This window comes from Nocardioides sp. (genome assembly GCF_035697785.1).
Classification (GTDB): Bacteria; Actinomycetota; Actinomycetes; order Propionibacteriales; family Nocardioidaceae; genus Nocardioides_B.
In genome coordinates, this window is sequence record NZ_DASSCL010000012.1 from 38,173 (window position 1) to 56,076 (window position 17,904).

Genomic DNA, 17,904 nt, shown 5'->3' on the forward strand with positions numbered 1-17,904 from the left:
CCGGCCTCCCAGCAACCGACTTCCCGAGGGGTCGCACCGTGGCACGTCCTGACCAGAAGCCTGGTCGCCGCCGCGCCCCCGAGCCCAAACGGCGTCTCGACCGCAGGGCGGCCGCCCGCGAGCCGCGCCGAGCCGAGGTCGGTCGTGCCTCGACCCCTCCGGCCGGCGGCGGCACGTCGACCTCGACGCCCGCGGCGACCGTCCCGCCCGCCTCCGTCCAGCCGACCCAGCCGCCTCCCGGGTCCGTTGCGGCCCCGGGTCAGCGTCCGCTCGAGCTGCACCCCGACGTCCCTCTCGTGCCGGGACCGACGGCCACGTCTCCCGAGATCCCCGACCACACGCAGAAGCGCACCCGGTGGCGAGCGATCTCGCACGGCGGGCTGACGGTCGGATGGCTGGTCGTCACGCTGGCGGCACTGGCCGCGCTGCTCACCGGCTGGGTCGACGTCGAGCTGCCCTCGTGGCTCGAACCGTGGCTGCCGCTCGCCGGCGCGGTCGTGGTGACCACGACCTACGCGTTCACGCTCGCCGTCCGCACCGGCGGCCGGCCGTTGCTCACCCTGCTGCTCGCCGCCGGGCTCTCCACGGGGGCGGTGGTCAGCGGTGTCCCGGTGCTCCTCGCCGCCGCGACGGTGGTGACCGCGGCCATGGGTGCGGTGCTCGGCGTCGTCGTGACCGTGCCGGCGGCCAAGTACGTCGCCGTGGTGCGCGAGTGCCTGATCGCCACCTTCGTCGCGGCCGTCGCGGCCTTCGCCGCCAACGCCTACGGCGCCAGGATCTCGGTCGAACGCAGCGAGTACCTCGCCCTGGCGCTGGCCCTGCTCGGCACGCTGGCCCTCGTCTACCGGCTCGGCGCCGGGTTCCAGGGCCTCGGCACCCGCGGCGCTGTCGTCGTGGTCGGCGGGCTCGGCCTGCTCGCGGTCTCGCTCGCCTACACCGAGGCGCTGACCCGGTGGGGGTCCACGGAGATGATCGAGAGCCTGGAGACGACGTGGTCGGGGCTGCGGGACACGTTCGGCGCGGTGCCCCGACCGCTCGAGGCGCTGCTGGGCTTCCCCGCCCTCGCGTGGGGCATCTCCACGCGAGCCCGCCGTCGGCAGGGCTGGTGGCCGTGCGCGTTCGGCGCCGCCGGGCTGGCCGGCATCGCCACCAGCCTGCTCGACCCACGGGTCACGTTGATGGAGGCCGGCCTGCAGCTGGCCTACGGCCTGGTGATCGGGCTCGTGCTCGGCTACCTCGTCGTACGCGTCGACGCGTACCTGTCCGGCACCCGCGGTGCGCGGGCCCGGCGCGCCGAGGAAGCGACCGCGCACCGTCCCGAGCCGCGTCGCACCGCCGCCCTGCTCTGACCCCCGCGGCGGCTCGCCAACGGCACCTGGGGGCAGGCGTCCGGACCTCGGTGTAGCGTCGCCGCCATGGCGCGTGAACCTCGCACAGCGGACATCGTCGCGGAGATGGTTGCCAACGTGATGACGGTCGCCGTCGAGCCCGGCGACTCCGTCGCGGCCGGCGACACCGTGGTGCTGCTCGAGTCGATGAAGATGGAGATCCCGGTGCTCGCCGAGCATCCGGGCACGGTCAGCGCCGTCAAGGTGTCGTCCGGCGATGTCGTCCAGGAGGGCGACATCCTGGTCTCCCTCGACCTGGTCTGACCGGCCGCGCTCCCAGGACCTGCCCACGATCCGGACCCCCGGGGCATACACTCCCCTGCGTGCACCGGGCCACCGGTGTCACGGAGGGGTGCCGGAGTGGCCGATCGGAACCGCCTTGAAAGCGGTCGCTGGCAGAGATGTCAGCCGCGGGTTCGAATCCCGCCCCCTCTGCGCAGCCCGGCTCCACGCCGGCGCATCTGGCGGCTCGGGGGAGTGCGCCTGGAAAGGACCAGATGGCACGGCGCAGGATCTTCGCGCTGGGTGGCGGCGGCTTCTCGATGGAGCCCGACAACCCGGTGCTGGACGACTATTTGCTCAAGCTCTCCGGAGCGTCCCGCCCCAAGGTGTGCTTCGTGCCCACGGCGAGCGGCGACTCACCGGAGTACGTCGAGGCGTTCCACGACGCGCTGGGAGACCGGGCCGAGACGAGCGTGCTCTGGCTGTTCACGCGGGAGCAGGAGGACCTGAGGCGGCTCGTGCTCGCGCAGGACATCCTGTACGTCGGAGGGGGCAGCACGGCCAACCTGTTGGCGGTGTGGCGCACCCACGGACTGCCCGAGATCCTCGCCGAGGCGGCCGAAAACGGGACCGTCCTCGCTGGCATCAGCGCGGGCATGAACTGCTGGTTCGAGGCCTCGGTCACCGACTCGTTCGGGCCCGGCCTCGCCCCGCTGCACGACGGCCTCGGCTTCGTGCCCGGCAGCGCCTGCCCGCACTACGACGGTGAGGAGATGCGGGCGGGCACCTACCGGGACCTGGTCGCGGCAGGGTTCCCGTCGGGGTACGCCGCGGACGACGGCTGCGGCCTGCTGTTCGAGGACGGCCGGCTCGCCGACGTGGTCTCCTCACGCGTCGGGGCGGACGGCTACCGGGTCGAGGTGACGGCCAACGGGGTGACCGAGACGCCGCTCGAGGCGACGTTCCTCGGAGTGGCGCAGCCGCGCAGGACGGGCTACTCGGACCCGCCGAGCTCCAGCGAGACGCTGTCGTAGACCAGGTCGTTGAGGTGCTGCCGGTAGCGCTCCAGGGCGCCCACCAACTTGGTCAGCTCGAGGCGGACGGCCTCGACGTCGTGGGACTCGAGCACTGCGGGCCCCAGGTCGGTGAGACGCTGGAGCAGCGCGGTGCGCTCCCGATGGAGGGCCGACTCGCGGCTGGCCAGCCAGGCCTCGCCGCCGCGGGCCCCCTCGGGGGCGAGGGCGTCCTTGACGGCGGACATGCGGTGCCGCACCAGCCAGCGCCACATGTGTTGACGACGAGGGGTGTCGAGGGCCTGCTGCAGCCCCTGGATCGCGCTCTCGAGACCAGTCATCGCGACCACCTCTAAGCAGTGTGGGGGATTCCGAGTGTGAACCCGCCCCCATGGTTGTGACAAGAGCCATCGGCGCCCCATTTGGCGCTCAGGCGGGCCGACGGGTTGAATCGACGCCATGACCGGCATCGACCCCTCCGACTATCGGCTATCGGGACCGTTCGCCGTCCGGATGTTGGGGCTCGTCCTCGCGATCGGGGGCGGTCTGGTGCTGCTCGCCGCCGCGCTCGTGGTGCTGCTGTCCTGGCCCGCCGCAGTGCTCTCGACGGCGCTCGTCGTCGCGGTGCTCGGCCTGCTGGTGGCCGGGTTGGGGCTGGCCCGGCGGGCGACCGTCGTACGGCTCGACGAGACCGGCTACACCGTGCGCTTCGTGCGTGGCGCCGGGGTGCGGTCCGGCCGGTGGAAGGACGTCGAGGACGTCGTCGCGACCAGGCTCGAGGGCACCCGGTGCGTGGTGCTGCGCCGCCGCGACGGGCGCACCACCACCATCCCCGTCGACATCCTCGCCGCGCCCGCTGACGACTTCGTCCGGGACCTGCAGCGGCACCTGAACCGGGGTCACGGCTACCGTCCGGTCGCCTGACGACACGGGCGTTCCGGGCGGCGGTTGAACGCTCGGGCCGATTGGATCCGCTCGCGACCCGACCGGTAGCCTGTGCTCGCTGTCTGGAGGTGTCGCCTAGTCCGGTCTATGGCGCCCGCCTGCTAAGCGGGTTGAGGGCAAACCCCTCTCGCGGGTTCAAATCCCGCCACCTCCGCCAGTCACACGCGCGGCCTCGCCCCTCATGGTGCGGGGCCGTGCGTCACTCCGAGCCCTGCGCCTCCGACTCCGGATCGTCGAGGGTGATCTCGGTGTAGTCGCCGACGACCAGCTCGCCGGTCGTGCGCACCACCACCGGCTGCACCCCCGCCGGCCGTCCGTCGCGGTAGGTGACCAGGGTGACCTGGGCGTCGCGGCGAAGCTTGCTGCCGATGGCGACCGCGAACGCCGCGCCGCCGGTGGTGCCGTTGGTGTAGGTCCAGCCGCTGCGGCCGTTCTCGCCGATCACCTCGCTCGGGCCCACCTGCACGTGCAGGTGGCCGCCGAGGACGAGGTCCACGCAGCCCCGGGCCAGCGCCTCCCGGCCGCTGTTCGCGTCGTGCACCAGCAGCGTGGACACCCGCTCGCCGCCGGCGTCCTGCTCGCAGGCCAGGTCGGCCAGCAGGCCGCTCTGCTCGGCGAAGGAGATGCCACGCTCGTCGCGCCAGCTGCCCAGGCCACTGCTGCGTACGTCGCTGGCGCCCAGCAGCCGGATGCCGCCCGGGCCGTCCACGACCTCGCCCTTGAGGGTGGTGAAGCCGAGCTTCTCGAGGTGCTCGACCACGAAGTCGCCGTTGTCGTGGTTGCCGGCGATCGCGTAGCGGTCGTCCATGTCGGCGAACGCCTCGTCGAGCGACTCGAGGCTGAACGCCTCCCACGAGCTGCCGGTCGACGTGTCGTCGCCCGCGTCGAGGAGGAACGTCGCCCCGCCCGCGTCCGCGATCGCCCGGGCGACCGGGTCCATGCCCACGTTGTCGTGGCGGTCGCTGACCAGCAGTCCGACCACCTCACCCTCCTCCGGCGTGCGCAGCTGGGCCGTCAGGGCCGGGGCGGCCTCGACGATGCCGCGGTAGAAGTCGAGGCTCTTGCGGTAGGTGTCGAGCGCGCTCTCGACGAGCCGACGGGTGCCGCTGGTGATCAGGCCCGACTCCACCTGGATGGCGGCCGCCTCGGCCGGGATCACCAGATCGGGCACCGCCTCCTGCAGGGGGACCCAGCTCCCGGTCTCGACGGCCGGCTCGTCGTCACGGATCACGACGACGGACCCCGCGACCACGGCCAGGCCGAGGAGGGCGAACGCCGTCCGGCGTACGTTCCAGGGGTGGGCCAGCTGGCGCCAGCGTTCGCGACCGACCAGCAGCACCAGGGCCGGCGCGAGCAGTCCGCCGAGGGCGCCCATGATCGCGCTGTCCACGGCGAGGTCGGCCAGCGTGGACCGGACCTTCGCGACCTGACCCTCCGGCTGGCTGGCGATGAACGCGTAGCGCTCGATCAGCGCCTCGTAGCTGCTCAGCTCGGTGGCGCCCAGGTCGATCGAGGCGCCCAGCCGCCCGCCGGTGGGCAGCCGGAAGCTCGGGATGTAGGGACCCAGGTCGAGGGTCGCGTAGCCGTCGACGGTGGGCCGGACCGTGGCGTTGTGGCCGGCGACCACGGTGCTCCGTGAGCCGGTGAGGAACAGCGCGACGGCCAGCGGGACGGCGAGCAGCAGCCAGGAGAGGCTGAGGGCTACCAGGTGCCGCCGGCTGGTGCGCGGGCGGCGGAACCGTCCCGACCAGCGCATGCGCCGAGCATAGTTAGCGGTTCCGATACCGGACTCGGTTGGGGTCTGGCGCTGGTTGCACAATTACGCAACCATAGATGACGTTCAGTCCGCTCCGCGCTCGGGCCTTCGGTACGGATTGTCCGGTTCGTGGCGATTTCACGGTCCGCTCGGGCGCTGGGTGCAGTATGACCCATCGCAGTGCTCGGCGTCCCGAAATCGTCGGTTTTGCAGAAACGTGCAGTGCATACTCCTGCGGGTACTTTTTGTGGCCCGCGTCGCATGGAGTAGCCGACACTAATAACAGACGGGAAACCGTCGAACCCCTGGGATTGAGAGCACGAGGTAAAGATGACCAAGCGCACCGTAGCCAAGTTCGCCGCTGGCATGCTGCTGGCGTCGAGTGGCGTGGTTGCCGGCCTGGCCACCCCCGCTGTTGCAGTCGAAGACTCCGGCTGGAACGGCACTCGCGTCGCCAAGACTTCCGACAGTGGTTGGAACGGCACCAAGGTCACGAAGGACAAGAAGCAGAAGGACGGCAAGGTACGCCGCGCCGTCAAGACGGACTCCGACAGCGGCTGGAACGGCACCCGCGTCGGCACCACCTCGGACTCGGGCTGGAACGGCACGTAGTCCGACAGACGCCGGCAGGCGTCGACCCCACAAACGCGGTTTGGCCCACCTCCCCCCCGGGCCTGATCGCCACAGAGGCTGAGACGAGGACGAACGAGTCAACCCCCCCGGCAGTTCGATCCCAGCGCCATCCCCCCGGCCCGTCTCAACCGCGATGCGAGGGCAGTTATCGTCAGGGTGACTGCCCTCGCACTCTGTCCAGCTCCCCCGTGCCGACGATCTCCCAAGGCGTCGACATGGGGGAGTGGCATGTCCGGGCCCGCCGGGCGACCGGTACGACTCGCTTCAGCGCTCTCCGTCGGGGGTGGCGTCGAGCTCGCCGATCTCGACGTCCTCGCCCGGGGTGGCCGACGACGGTGTCGACCGCTGGCTGTCGTCGCGGCCCATCGCGTAGCCGAGCTGGAACCGGGTCTGCACGTCGTACTCGTCCTTGAGGGCGGCGATGTAGCCGGCGTAGGTGCGGGTGCTGACGCCGAGCCGCTTGGCACTGGCGGGGTCGCTGTGCCCCTCCACGAGCAGCCGGATCGTCATCGCTCGGACGTCCTCGGCGATGTGCCGCTCCGCCTGGGTACCGCTGACCGTGAACGGCTGCCCGCGCTCCCAGGCCCGCTCGAAGATGTCGACAAGGTAGGCGATCAGCGACTTCTCGTAGATCGCGATCGCGACCTCGTGGTTGTCCGAGGCGGGCACGACGGCCACCTGCCGGTCGCAGACGATCAGCCGGCGGAAGAACTCGTCGAGGGTGCGCACCTCGGCGCCATGGGCGGTGATGTCGGCGACGTACTCGCGGGTGGCGGGGCTGTGCCGTGCGGAGTGCTGGTAGAGCGTGCGCATCCGGGCGCCGCGGTTGAGCAGCTTGACGTCGCGCTCCTCGGCCACTGCGAGGGTGCCGGCCGGCCGGCGGCCCAGCGGCTGGGCGGTGAGCATCTCGGTCCGGGTGTCGTTGACCGCGGCGGCGAGGAAGTTGTTGATGTTGTCGAGGCCGTGGATCTCGGTGATCGGGTTGACCGCTGCTCGCGGGGAGGTGCGGAACACCTGGCCGAGCTCGCTGAAGGCGTCCGCCCAGCGGGCGGACTCCGCGAGCAGGTCGGCACCCTGCTGGCCGAGCGGTACGACGATCTGGGCCTGGACGGCGGCCGGGTCGGTCGGCACGTAGCGGCGGGCGGTCTCGTCGTGGCGGAGCAGGCCGATGTCGAGGAGCAGGTCGAGGGCGGGCCGGACCCCGTCATCAGCGAGACGTGGGTCGTCCTCCGTGAGCCAGCCGTGGGCGACGGCGTTGCTGTAGATCCGGGCGGCGCCCGTCTCGAGCAGGTGCCGGTCCTCGGCGCCGTACGTGCCGCGGGGAGCTCCCGACTCTCTGGTCACGGGCGCAAGTATGCCGCCTGCCGCAACGGCGAGGGCCCCACCCTGTCGGATGGGGCCCTCGTCGTACGGCGGATGCGTTACATCCCGCGGCAATCTGGCGGTTCCCGTGGTGACTTCGCCACGGGGGGCGGGCAATTCACTGGGGACCCAGTGAATTGGCCCCCCGGCTACACGCCCAGCCGAGCCTTCAGGCTGTCCAGTTCGGTCCAGAGCACGGCGGGCAGGTCGTCGCCGAACTTCTCGAACCACTCGGTGATCTGCGGGATCTCGGCCTTCCACTCCTCGACGTCGACCTCGAGCGCGGCCTCGAGCTCGGCGGCGGTCATGTCGAGCCCGTCCGTGTCGAGGGCGCCCGGGGCCGGCACGTGGCCGATGGGGGTCTCCACGGCCTGCGCCTGGCCGTCGATGCGCTCGACGATCCACTTCAGCACGCGGCTGTTCTCACCGAAGCCCGGCCAGAGGAAGCCACCGTCCTCGTCGCGGCGGAACCAGTTGACGTAGAAGATGCGCGGCAGCTTCGCGGCGTCGTGGTTCTTGCCGACGGTGATCCAGTGGTTGAAGTAGTCGCCGGCGTTGTAGCCGATGAACGGCAGCATCGCCATCGGGTCGCGACGGACCACGCCGACGGCGCCGGTGGCGGCAGCGGTCGTCTCCGAGGAGAGCGTGGCGCCCATGAACGTGCCGTGGGTCCAGTCGCGGGCCTCGGCGACGAGCGGGACGGTCGTCTTCCGGCGGCCGCCGAACAGGATCGCGTCGATCGGCACGCCCTGCGGGTCGTCGTACTCCGGAGCCAGGATCGGGCACTGCTTGATCGGTGTGCAGTAACGGCTGTTCGGGTGGCTGGACACCTCCGCGCTGTCGGGCGTCCAGTCGACGCCCTTCCAGGAGCGGGCGTGGGCCGGGGTGTTCTCCATGCCCTCCCACCAGATGTCGCCGTCGTCGGTCAGCGCGACGTTGGTGAACACCGAGTTGCCCAGGTCGATGGTGCGCATCGCGTTGGGGTTGGTGAGCTCGTTGGTGCCCGGCGCGACGCCGAAGAAGCCGAACTCCGGGTTGACGGCGTACAGCCGGCCGTCCTGGCCGATCCGCATCCAGGCGATGTCGTCGCCCAGCGTCTCGACCTTCCAGCCGGGGATGGTCGGCGCGAGCATCGCGAGGTTGGTCTTGCCGCACGCGCTCGGGAACGCTGCGGCGATGTACTTCACGACGCCCTCGGGGCTGGTCAGCTTGAGGATGAGCATGTGCTCGGCGAGCCAGCCTTCGTCGCGCGCCATCACCGAGGCGATGCGCAGCGCGTAGCACTTCTTGCCGAGCAGCGCGTTGCCGCCGTAGCCGGAGCCGTAGGACCAGATCGCGCGCTCCTCGGGGAACTGCACGATGTACTTCGTCTCGCTGCACGGCCACGCGACGTCCGGCTGGCCGTCCTCGAGCGGCATCCCGACCGAGTGCAGCGCGGGCACGAACGGCGCGTCCGTCTCCTCCATCTTGCGCAGCACGCTGCTACCCATGCGGGCCATGACCTTCATCGACACCACGACGTAGGCGGAGTCGGTGATCTCCACGCCGAACATCGGCTTCTCGGCGTCGAGGTGGCCCATCACGAACGGGACGACGTACATCGTCCGGCCCTTCATGCAACCCCGGTAGAGGTCGCTCATGATGGCCTTCATCTCCTGCGGGTCCATCCAGTTGTTGGTGGGTCCCGCGTCCCGCTCGTCGACCGAGCAGATGAACGTGCGGTCCTCGACGCGCGCGACGTCGGTCGGGTCGGACTGGGCGAGGAACGAGTTCGGCTTCTTGTCGGCGTTCAGGCGCGTGAACGTGCCGGACTCGACGAGGGAGTTCGTCAGCGACTCCCACTCGGCGTCGTCACCGGTGCACCAGTGGATGTGGTCGGGCCGGGTCAGCTCGGCGACCTCCTGCACCCAGGCGACGATGCCCTGGTGGGTGGTGGGGGCGACGGCGTCTTGTCTGCCGATGGGGGTGGTCGTGATGTCGGTGGTCATGCCAACCGGGGTCCTCTCGCGCATCTCGCCCGTCGGCAACGACGGACGGCCACCGAGCGTGTCAGTGGTGTGGTCGGGGGAGATGTGTGATCGCCGCACCGTTGCGGCGACCTCGGGCCTCGTCGGCGACTCCGTGGCGGTACGCCGTCGAGTGCTGGTGAATCTACGCACAAGGTCGGCGGGCTTGCCATTGGATCGGTCCAAGGTGTGACCGGGGACAACAAGGTTGTGTGGGACCTTCTCCGACCGTGCCCGACCGGGTGGGAACGTGTGGGAACCGGAACGTGTTTCCGCAGGTCAGCGGTCACCGGTGCGAGGCGCGGCCGGTCATTCCCACGCAGACTCACATGCCGGTTCGGGTGTCGTATCTGGCCCGTCCGGGTCTGCCGTGGTCGGCCGCGACGAGGTTCACTGGGGCGGGGCCCGTCGACGCCATGGGGGTGTCTCGCACCGGCGACGTCTGCCCCGTTGGAGCGTCGCACCTTGTCCAGTCGTCCCTCACGCCCCGGTCGTCCCGTCCCACGCCCAGGTCCAGCCGACCGGGATGCCGTCGTCCTCGGCGCCAGCATGGCCGGCCTGCTCGCCGCCACGGTGCTCGCCGAGTCCTACGACAACGTCGTGCTGGTTGAACGCGACCGGCTCGTCGGCGACGGGGAGCCGCGCCGCGGCGTCCCGCAGGGGCGGCACGCGCACGTGCTGCTGCCGCGGGGTGCGTCCGCCCTCGACGAGCTGATGCCCGGGTTGCTCGCGGAGCTGACGGCCGACGGCGGATCGTTCGCGCCGCTGCTGAGCCAGCTCCACTTCGAGCTCAACGGGCACGTGCTGAGCCAGGAGGACACCGGGGACGAGAAGCCGGTCTACCAGCAGAGCCGACCGTTCCTCGAGGCGCACGTGCTGCGGCGGGTACGGGCGCTGCCGAACGTGACCGTGCTCGACGGCCACGACATCCAGGGCATCCGAGCTGAACGATCGGGCCAGCGGATCATCGGAGCCACGGTCGTGGCGCGGGAGGGCTCATCGGCCCCTCGTGACCTCTCGGCGGACCTGGTGGTCGCGGCGACCGGGCGCAACGGCCGCGTCGGCGCCTGGCTCACCGACCTCGGGTACGACGCCGCGCCGGAGGAGGAGCTGCGGGTCGACATCGTCTACGCCACCAGGATCATGCGACTCGACCGGACCCTGATCACCCCGATCGAGCTTTGCCTCGTGGGCCCGACCCCGACGCGCCCCTGTGGCATCGGCGCTTTCGCACAGGAGAACGACGCCTGGGTGGTGACCCTGGCAGGCTTCCCCGGCCATCACCCCACGACGGACCAGGAGGAGTGGCTGGCGTTCAGCGACTTCGTCGCGCCCGGGAAGCTCGCGAAGGCGATCAGAGAGGGGGAAGCGTTGACCGACATCGAGCGGTATCGCTTCAAGTCGAACCTGCGGCGTCGCTACGACCGGCTCGACCGGTTCCCCGAGGGTTTGATCGTCGTCGGTGACGCCGTGTGCTCCTTCAACCCGATCTACGGCCAAGGCATGACGGTGGCCGCGCTCGAGGCGCTGGCGCTGCGCGACGTGCTCTCGCACGGCACGGGTGGCCTGGCCCGGCGCTTCTTCAAGGCCGCGGCGCGACCGGTGGGGGCTGCCTGGCAGTTCGCCCTCGGCGCCGACCTCGCCATGCCGCCGGACGTCGTACCGGGGTCGCGGCCGCTGCCGATGCGCGTGGTCAACGCGTACCTCGACCGCTACCAGGCCGCCGCCGAGCTGGACCCGGTCCTCACGCGGCACTTCCTGAACGTCACGGGTTTCGACGAGCCGGTGCGCGTGCTGTTCGCCCCGAATGCGGTGGGGAAGGTGGTCGGCCAGCGGCGACGGCGGGTGCGAGAGGACGCTCCGCTGCCCCTGATCTCCGGCTGAAACGCTTGCCTCGCTGGATCGGTTCGGCCGATTTCGTCAGGCGTGGGGCCGCACGCTAAAGTGTGCGAGGCCAATCGGCCGTGCGCCTGTAGCTCAACGGATAGAGCATCTGACTACGGATCAGAAGGTTAGGGGTTCGAATCCCTTCAGGCGCGCTCCACACGAACCCCAGGTCCCTCCCCCGTGGCCTGGGGTTTCGTGCGCCTGCGACCCCAGCGCGGAGGCGACCGGGACGCTGGCCGCCTCCAAGCAGCGCCGGTTGGCTGAGCGCTCCTCACCCGCTCTGGGCGTTGCCGCGCCGAGGATCCCGCTCGTAGCGTGCTAGCCACTGGGTCGGCCCGCGAGGGCTGACCGAGCAACACTCACGTGAACGAGGAGGCCGGAATGGACCTGGTGGAGATCTCCGAGAACGAGCGGCTCGGCCGCGAGGAGGCGGCCGCACGCCTGATCGCCCTGGGCGAGGCGCTCGCCAAGAACAACGAAGTCGAGTTCGACCGCGGTGGCCTGAAGTTCAAGGTGCGGGTGCCGGACGAGGTCGACTTCAAGCTGGAGGTCGAGATCGGGGATGACGAGCGAGAGCTGGAGATCGAGCTCAAGTGGTGACGGCGTGCCGGTGCATGCGGGCGCCGGTACGGTGGCGCTGAGCTACTCGCCCGCAGCGGCCTCGACCCGGCCGGAGGCGACGGCAGCCTCGAGCGCGGCGTAGTCCCTCTCGTTCTGGTCGGCGTACGTCTCGGCGAAGACGGCGAGGCCCTGGTCGAACACGTCGCTGCTGCCGAGGTACGCCGCGATGGCGACCGGGTCACCGGACCGTGCGTGTGCGCCCGCGAGCGTCCGGCCACAAAGTCGCGCGTACCTCTCCAACAGCGATGGACTCATGGCTTCGACGACAGCGGACCCCTTGCCGTCCCAGAGCTGCCGCACGTAGAAGTGCCGATCCTGCTCGTCTATCCCGGTCGTGCGGATCCAGCCCAGGAAGATGTCACTGGCGGCCTGCATGGTCCGCTGACCCTCCACGACGCGCTGGCCGTGGTTCTCGTAGGTGCTCGGCCCGAGGAACGGCTCGAGCACGGACGCCTCCGCCTCTTTCGCCTGCAGGAACAACGGATCGTGGACGTCGTTCCCGAGCATCAACAGGATCCAGGCGCGAGTGCCGACGCTCCCGACGCCGACCACCTTCCGGGCGGCGCCGGCGAAGTGGAAGCCCTCCAGGAGCTTTCGATGGTCGGTGCGCAGGGTGCTGCCGTAAGAGCGGACCAGCGCCTGCAGGCCTTCCTCGATGTCCCGGCGGTCGTGGTCGGGCAGCAGATCCTCCAGCGGGACCACCAACGGTGGGTCGCCGATCAGTCGTGGGCGTCCGTCGACGACCTCGACGAGCTTGTCGAACGCCTTGAGGCTGTCCTTCGCGCGAGCCTTCGCCATGTTCTTTTCGAACTGCTTCACCTGGTCGGGCTTCATCCGTTTCCTGACCAGCGCAGCGAGGTCCTCGACGTCGAGGCGGGCGTACCAGACCTCGAGCCTCCGCATCCGGGCCAGCTCGCGCATCGCCTGCCGATAGGACTCGCCCACGGCCAGGTTGGCAACCGCGCGCTGCTCGGCGTCGAAGCCCCGGTCCCGGCCGGCGACGGCGAAGCTGGCCGCCAGTCGCTTCACGTCCCACTCGAACGGGCCGGGCAGCGTCTCGTCGAAGTCGGTGAGGCTGAAGACGAGCCGGCGGTCCGGCGCGGCGTACGTCCCGAAGTTGGACAGGTGCGCGTCGCCGCACAGCTGCACGGTGAGGCCGGTGCGTGGGGTGTCGGCAAGATCCGCGGCCATCAGGTACGCCGCACCACGGAAGAACGTGAACGGGGAGACCAGCATGCGCGAGTACCGCAGCGGCACCAGCTCCGGCAGTCGGGTCCGCGCCTGTTCCTCAAGCAGCTGCACCGGGTCCGGCCGGTCCGGGGACGGCTGCCACTCGCCGTGCACCCCGCGAGGCACGGCCGAGCGCACTGCCTTTCCCTGCGCCGCTCGATCCGCCCGTGACGGCGACTCGGGGCGGGGGTGTTGCCCGGTTGGCGGAGTCGTCATGTTTGTCGGGTCCTGGACCGATGTCACTCCTTCATCCCAGGGCATTCGGCGCGCCGGCGCATCACCAGGGCGAGGTGATTCGGCGCCGGGTCTCGACGGGCTGACCCTCCGGAACGTGGGCGTAGCATCCGCGCATGGGCCAGCGGGCGAGCGCGGCGGTGGCGGCGTGATGCCGACCGGCTTCTTCAGCGCCGTCGAGCCCGGGGCGCCCGTCCGCCCGCTGCTCGAACGGCTGCGGCCACTGGTCGAGGCCGAGGTCGAGCGGTACGACGGCCGGGGTCTCACCGTGCACGCCGAGCTCCGGGCCGTGCGTGGGTCGGGCGGCGCTGCCGAGATGGAGCGGTTCTACTGGTCCATGCAGGGGGCCGATCCCACCACCGCCTGGGGCTACGGCGCGCGCACGCTGTACTGCCGGGACGATCCCGAAGGTCTTCGCGTCCACGAGTTCCCGTCCGAGCCGGTGTTGTCCTGGCTCGACGACCCGGACGGACCGCTGCGACGGGACGGGCGGGCCGAGCAGGTGGAGATCCTGCGCTACATCCCGCTGCGTCGGCTCACCTACCGGCTGCTCGACGGCGCCGGACTGCCCGACCGGGTCATCGCGAAGACCAAGCGGACCGGCGGCCTGAACCGCGCGGCGGTCGCGTTCCTGGCCGTCAACCAGGCCGCCGCCCGGCGCCCGGCCGCGCCGCGCGTGCCGCGACTGCTCCGGCTCGAGCCCCCACGGCACACGCTCTACCTCGAGGAGCTGCCGGGCCGGCCGCTGCACGTCGCGATCGCCGGCCTCGACCTCGGCGACGCGATGGTCCACCTCGGCGGGCTGCACCGCTCGCTCCAGGAGCTCGAGGTGAAGGGACTGCCGGTGCGACGCGTCGCGGACTGGCTGCGCGACGCGCGGGAGGCCGTCGACCGGATCGCGATGTTCGTGCCGTCTGCCGCCGGCCGGGCGGAGTCGATCCGCGCCGACCTGGCGCGCAAGGCGCCCGATGACCAGGGCCTCAGGTTCTGCCAGGGCGACTTCCTGCCCGGCCAGATCCTCTGCGACCCGAGCGGCTGGTCGGTCATCGACCTCGACGACAGCAGGTACGCCGACCCCTTGTCCGACGTCGCCGCCATGTTCGTCGGGATGCCGCGCGAGCTGAGACTGGCCGCGGTCGAGGCCGGGCAGGCGCGACGTACCTATCTCGACGCGTACGCCGCCCGGGCCGGCGAGCCGGTCGACCGCGACCGGTGGCGGTGGTACCTCACGCTGCTGCAGCTCAACGAGCTTGGGAAGCGGCTGATGAAGGGACGGGTCGCGCCGGGCGAGGCGGAGGCAGTGCTCGACCGGCTCGTCGACCTGGACGACGGGCTCGGCTGACCTCGCCGCTCACCCGCGCAGCAGCGCGACCACGTCGGCGTGCCGCTCCAGCTCGGCGGTGAGGGCGTCCTGCCATCCGTTCGCGTGCCGGCGCAGGTGCCGGTAGCAGCGGTTCACGAACTCCGCGTCCGCGCAGGTCTCCAGCAGGGCCTGGTCGATCTCCCTGTCGGCGGCATCGGCGTACGACGCCAGCAGCCTTCGTCCAACGCTGCGGACGACGTCGTCGGGCAGCCCGCGCAGCGCGAGGTCGACGAGGAACTCGGCCAGGTCCACCTCCTTCGCCCCCCGCACCATCGAGTCGAGGTCGACGACCACCGGTCCGGCGTCCGAGGACACGAGCTGGTCGAGGTGGAAGTCGCCGTGCAGCGTGACGACCTGTTCGTCGCGAACGTGGGTCCGGCGCCGCGCGGCCGCGGTCACCATCCGGGAGACGGTCGGGCCCACCGCCGGATGGGCTCGGGAGAGCTTGCCCGCCTTCTTGTCCATCTCGGCCAGCAGCGCGTCGACGGTCAGCAACGGCGCGTCGGTCGGTGTGCGGTGCAAGGCGGCGAGGGTCGCACCCATCGCGACTGCCAGGTCCACGAGCTCGGACGGTGCGACAGCGGTGGTCAGCGGGAGTCCTGGTACGCCCCGGGTCCACAGCACTCCGAGGTGGTCATCCGTGGCGAGCGGCTCTGCCACCCGCAGGTGGTCGTGGTCGCGGGCCGCGTGCCAGACGGCCTCGTGACGCGTGCCTGCGGCCTTCACCTCCCCGTCGGCGAGGTGCTTGGCGAAAACGGCTGGCGCGCCGTCCCCACCGGTGTCGAGGCGCAGCGTGATGCTGGCCTCCGGCTGGTAGCGGACGACGGTCGTCCGCGGCTCGCCCGCACCGAGGACCTCGCGGACCGGTGGCGGAAGCACGTCGGCGACCCGACGCGGGTCGACGAGGATCGGTACGGACGGGAGATGCGGGTCGTCGGGGAACGGCCACACGACCAGGTCGTGCCCGGGCAGCCGCACGCTGCGTGCGTGCGGTCGGGTGACCCGGTCCCGTCGCCAGGCCTCCTCGGTGGTGTCGTCGTCGGGGAAGCCCTTCACGTAGAGCTCAGCCGCGGCGCCGTCCCGCGGGCTGACCACGCATGTCGCCCAGCCCCGGCACAGCGCTGACTCGGGGCGATGCGGATGCGTCAGTCGCGCATCGAGCAGCCGCACGGAGTCGACCGGGCCGGCCACCCCCAGCGCCGCCGCGTGGGCCGTCACGACGTCGGCCAGCCACGACTCGTCAGCCAGGTTGGGCAGCCACACCGGCGTCTCCCGTCGTACGGACTCCCCGACCACCGGGGAGCCCCATTCTGCAACGGACCTGAGGCCGCACCACACGTCCTAGGACCAAAGTTCACTACCCGCACCTCCGGGGCCGGGCGAGACTCGAACCGTCCTCAGGAGGTGGTGTCGTGACGCCGAGAAACGTGTGCGTCCTCGGTCTCGGGTACGTCGGACTGCCCCTCGCGTGCGCGGCGGCAGGTGCCGGGCACCGGGTCGTCGGGTACGACCCCGACCGGGGCCGGGTGGCCGGGCTGCGCCAGGGAAGGAGCCCGGTCGAGGACGTCGAGGACCGCCTGCTCGAGAAGGCGCTCGCCAGCGGGCGGCTGTCGTTCACCGACGACCCAGCCGAGGTGACCGGCAGCGACACGTTCGTGATCTGCGTGCCCACGCCGCTGGAGGAGAAGACCCCCGACCTCTCGATGGTGGACGCCGCGGTCGACGTCGTCGCCGGTGCGCTCCGGCCGGGCGGCATGGTGATCCTGGAGTCCACGACCTACCCCGGCACCACGGAGGAGCGGGTGGCCCCCCGGCTGGCGGCGGCCACCGGTCTGCGTGCTCCGGACGACTACCACCTGGTCTTCTCGCCCGAGCGGATCGACCCGGGCAACCCGGTGTACTCGCTGGAGAACACCCCGCGCGTCGTCGGCGGCCTGGGACCCGCGGCCGGCGACGCCGCCTCCGCGTTCTACTCGTCGTTCATCGACCACGTGCACCGGGTGTCCGGACCGCGCGAGGCCGAGATGGCCAAGCTCCTGGAGAACACCTACCGGCACGTCAACATCGCACTGGTCAACGAGATGGCGATCTTCTGCGACGAGCTCGGCATCGACCTGTGGGAGTCGATCGGCGCGGCGTCCACCAAGCCGTTCGGCTTCGCACCCTTCACGCCCGGCCCGGGTGTCGGCGGGCACTGCATCCCGGTCGACCCGTCGTACCTCTCCTGGCGGGTACGCCGCCTCGGGTACCCGTTCCGCTTCGTCGAGCTGGCCGGCGAGATCAACGACCGCATGCCGGTGTACGTCGCGTCGCGGATCGCGGACCTGCTCAACGGCGTGCAGAAGTCCGTCTCGGGCTCGCGCATCCTGGTGCTCGGCGTCGCCTACAAGAAGGATCTCGGTGACATGCGCGAGTCCCCCGCGCCGGTACTGATGCGCCGGTTGGCGAGCCACGGCGCGCTGGTGCGCTGGCACGACCCGCACGTGAGGGCCGACCAGGTCCCCGACTCGGGGGGCGTGGCGGTGGACGGTGAGCTGACCGCCGAGGAGCTGGCCGCGGCGGACCTCGTGGTGGTCCACACCGACCACGCGGCCTACGACCCGGCCATGATTGTCCGGCACAGCCGACGGCTCTTCGACACCCGGAACCTGACGGCGGGGCACCATGCCGAGCACGTGTTCCGGCTCTGAGCGGATCTGTCTCGTGCGGAGACTCCGCGTCGGGCGGGCACGCGCGCGTGGGCGATGGCACCGCGTGCCAGGGTGTCCGGATGATCGAGCAGCTGCCCGAGCAGCAGGGACGTCTGCTGGAGCGCTGGCTCCCCGGTGCAACGTTGGTCGCCGACCACAGCTGGGGGTCGGTGGGTCGCCGTGTTCTCGAGATCGAGCACGAGGGACAGCGGTACGTCGTCAAGGCGGGCGCTGAGTCCGACCACCACATCGACCGCGAGGTGTGGGCGCACCGGCACTGGCTCGAGCCGTGGACGTCGCGTGGCCGCGCCCCACTCCTCGTGGAAGCGGACGTCGAGGCGAAGATGCTGGTAACACGGCACGTGCCGGGGCGACTGCTCCTCGACAGCCCGCACGTCGACGACCCGGACGCCTTCCGGCAGGCCGGCGAGCTTCTCGCGCTGCTGCACGGTCAGCACGCCGTGACCGACCTCCACCAGCAGCGACGCGAGGCCGAGCGGGCGCTGCGCTACCTGGACGGAGAGCACCGCATCGCGCCAGCGGGTCGGTGAGGC

Annotated in this window: 16 protein-coding genes and 3 tRNA genes; 13 read left to right on the forward strand and 6 right to left on the reverse strand. The window is 71.2% G+C overall.

Annotated features, from left to right (window positions below):
- Positions 1-38 precede the first annotated feature (38 nt).
- The 4 genes from VFH10_RS01895 to VFH10_RS01910 all read left to right on the forward strand — a co-directional run bounded on the left by VFH10_RS01895 (position 39) and on the right by VFH10_RS01910 (position 2,644).
- Entirely contained in the window at positions 39-1,349 is a 1,311-nt protein-coding gene (locus VFH10_RS01895; protein WP_325125375.1) for a hypothetical protein, read from the forward strand.
- 66 nt (positions 1,350-1,415) lie between these two features.
- Entirely contained in the window at positions 1,416-1,652 is a 237-nt protein-coding gene (locus VFH10_RS01900) for a biotin/lipoyl-binding carrier protein (protein WP_325125377.1), read from the forward strand.
- 82 nt (positions 1,653-1,734) lie between these two features.
- Positions 1,735-1,823, forward strand: a tRNA-Ser gene (locus VFH10_RS01905).
- 62 nt (positions 1,824-1,885) lie between these two features.
- Entirely contained in the window at positions 1,886-2,644 is a 759-nt protein-coding gene (locus VFH10_RS01910) for a peptidase E (protein WP_325125379.1), read from the forward strand.
- Here VFH10_RS01910 and VFH10_RS01915 read toward each other — a convergent pair.
- Positions 2,605-2,964, reverse strand: coding sequence for a hypothetical protein (locus VFH10_RS01915; protein WP_325125381.1), 360 nt, complete (start codon positions 2,962-2,964; stop codon positions 2,605-2,607). The genes VFH10_RS01910 and VFH10_RS01915 overlap by 40 nt on opposite strands.
- A gap of 118 nt (positions 2,965-3,082) precedes the next feature.
- Between VFH10_RS01915 and VFH10_RS01920 the strand changes: the two genes are divergently transcribed.
- Both VFH10_RS01920 and VFH10_RS01925 read left to right on the forward strand, forming a co-directional pair.
- Complete coding sequence (locus VFH10_RS01920) at positions 3,083-3,547, forward strand: hypothetical protein (protein WP_325125383.1); 465 nt, start codon at positions 3,083-3,085, stop codon at positions 3,545-3,547.
- Positions 3,548-3,632: 85 nt separating this feature from the next.
- Positions 3,633-3,725, forward strand: a tRNA-Ser gene (locus tag VFH10_RS01925).
- A 42-nt stretch (positions 3,726-3,767) separates the two neighbouring features.
- Here the strand turns inward: VFH10_RS01925 and VFH10_RS01930 are convergent.
- Positions 3,768-5,324 carry a metallophosphoesterase gene (locus VFH10_RS01930; protein WP_325125385.1) on the reverse strand — a complete coding sequence of 519 codons (1,557 nt, stop codon included), beginning with the start codon at positions 5,322-5,324 and terminating at the stop codon, positions 3,768-3,770.
- A gap of 330 nt (positions 5,325-5,654) precedes the next feature.
- On the opposite strand from VFH10_RS01930, the gene VFH10_RS01935 reads away from it, so the two are divergent.
- Positions 5,655-5,936, forward strand: a complete 282-nt coding sequence (locus VFH10_RS01935; protein WP_325125387.1) for a hypothetical protein — start codon at positions 5,655-5,657, stop codon at positions 5,934-5,936.
- Between the two features lie 285 nt (positions 5,937-6,221).
- Here VFH10_RS01935 and VFH10_RS01940 read toward each other — a convergent pair whose 3' ends face one another.
- Both VFH10_RS01940 and VFH10_RS01945 read right to left on the reverse strand, forming a co-directional pair.
- Positions 6,222-7,301 carry a LuxR family transcriptional regulator gene (locus VFH10_RS01940; RefSeq protein ID WP_325125389.1) on the reverse strand — a complete coding sequence of 360 codons (1,080 nt, stop codon included), beginning with the start codon at positions 7,299-7,301 and terminating at the stop codon, positions 6,222-6,224.
- 167 nt (positions 7,302-7,468) lie between these two features.
- Positions 7,469-9,307, reverse strand: coding sequence for a phosphoenolpyruvate carboxykinase (GTP) (locus VFH10_RS01945; protein ID WP_325125391.1), 1,839 nt, complete (start codon positions 9,305-9,307; stop codon positions 7,469-7,471).
- A 270-nt stretch (positions 9,308-9,577) separates the two neighbouring features.
- Here VFH10_RS01945 and VFH10_RS01950 point away from each other — a divergent pair, with 270 nt between their 5' ends.
- The 3 genes from VFH10_RS01950 to VFH10_RS01960 all read left to right on the forward strand — a co-directional run bounded on the left by VFH10_RS01950 (position 9,578) and on the right by VFH10_RS01960 (position 11,812).
- Entirely contained in the window at positions 9,578-11,209 is a 1,632-nt protein-coding gene (locus VFH10_RS01950; protein WP_325125393.1) for an FAD-dependent oxidoreductase, read from the forward strand.
- Positions 11,210-11,291: 82 nt separating this feature from the next.
- Positions 11,292-11,364 (forward strand) — tRNA-Arg (locus VFH10_RS01955).
- Positions 11,365-11,593: 229 nt separating this feature from the next.
- The gene (locus VFH10_RS01960; protein WP_325125395.1) at positions 11,594-11,812 is read left to right on the forward strand and encodes an amphi-Trp domain-containing protein; all 219 of its coding nucleotides are present in this window, start codon (positions 11,594-11,596) and stop codon (positions 11,810-11,812) included.
- Between the two features lie 42 nt (positions 11,813-11,854).
- Here VFH10_RS01960 and VFH10_RS01965 read toward each other — a convergent pair whose 3' ends face one another.
- The gene (locus VFH10_RS01965; protein ID WP_325125397.1) at positions 11,855-13,201 is read right to left on the reverse strand and encodes a DUF2252 domain-containing protein; all 1,347 of its coding nucleotides are present in this window, start codon (positions 13,199-13,201) and stop codon (positions 11,855-11,857) included.
- Between the two features lie 193 nt (positions 13,202-13,394).
- On the opposite strand from VFH10_RS01965, the gene VFH10_RS01970 reads away from it, so the two are divergent.
- Positions 13,395-14,639: an aminoglycoside phosphotransferase family protein gene (locus VFH10_RS01970; protein ID WP_325125399.1), complete on the forward strand. Its 1,245-nt coding sequence runs from the start codon at positions 13,395-13,397 to the stop codon at positions 14,637-14,639.
- A 9-nt stretch (positions 14,640-14,648) separates the two neighbouring features.
- Here the strand turns inward: VFH10_RS01970 and VFH10_RS01975 are convergent, their stop codons facing one another.
- The gene (locus tag VFH10_RS01975) at positions 14,649-15,956 is read right to left on the reverse strand and encodes a phosphotransferase (RefSeq protein ID WP_325125400.1); all 1,308 of its coding nucleotides are present in this window, start codon (positions 15,954-15,956) and stop codon (positions 14,649-14,651) included.
- Positions 15,957-16,072: 116 nt separating this feature from the next.
- Here VFH10_RS01975 and VFH10_RS01980 point away from each other — a divergent pair, with 116 nt between their 5' ends.
- Positions 16,073-17,350: a nucleotide sugar dehydrogenase gene (locus VFH10_RS01980; protein ID WP_325125402.1), complete on the forward strand. Its 1,278-nt coding sequence runs from the start codon at positions 16,073-16,075 to the stop codon at positions 17,348-17,350.
- Between the two features lie 80 nt (positions 17,351-17,430).
- Positions 17,431-17,901, forward strand: a complete 471-nt coding sequence (locus tag VFH10_RS01985) for a hypothetical protein (RefSeq protein WP_325125404.1) — start codon at positions 17,431-17,433, stop codon at positions 17,899-17,901.
- The last annotated feature ends 3 nt before the right edge of the window (positions 17,902-17,904 follow it).

Bases quoted from the DNA above. Each gene is read 5' to 3' on its own strand.
- VFH10_RS01900 (WP_325125377.1), top strand. From the start codon at position 1,416: ATGGCGCGTGAACCTCGCACAGCGGACATCGTCGCGGAGATGGTTGCC.
- VFH10_RS01910 (WP_325125379.1), top strand. From the start codon at position 1,886: ATGGCACGGCGCAGGATCTTCGCGCTGGGTGGCGGCGGCTTCTCGATG.
- VFH10_RS01915 (WP_325125381.1), bottom strand. From the start codon at position 2,964: ATGACTGGTCTCGAGAGCGCGATCCAGGGGCTGCAGCAGGCCCTCGAC.
- VFH10_RS01920 (WP_325125383.1), top strand. From the start codon at position 3,083: ATGACCGGCATCGACCCCTCCGACTATCGGCTATCGGGACCGTTCGCC.
- VFH10_RS01930 (WP_325125385.1), bottom strand. From the start codon at position 5,324: ATGCGCTGGTCGGGACGGTTCCGCCGCCCGCGCACCAGCCGGCGGCAC.
- VFH10_RS01935 (WP_325125387.1), top strand. From the start codon at position 5,655: ATGACCAAGCGCACCGTAGCCAAGTTCGCCGCTGGCATGCTGCTGGCG.
- VFH10_RS01945 (WP_325125391.1), bottom strand. From the start codon at position 9,307: ATGACCACCGACATCACGACCACCCCCATCGGCAGACAAGACGCCGTC.
- VFH10_RS01960 (WP_325125395.1), top strand. From the start codon at position 11,594: ATGGACCTGGTGGAGATCTCCGAGAACGAGCGGCTCGGCCGCGAGGAG.
- VFH10_RS01985 (WP_325125404.1), top strand. From the start codon at position 17,431: ATGATCGAGCAGCTGCCCGAGCAGCAGGGACGTCTGCTGGAGCGCTGG.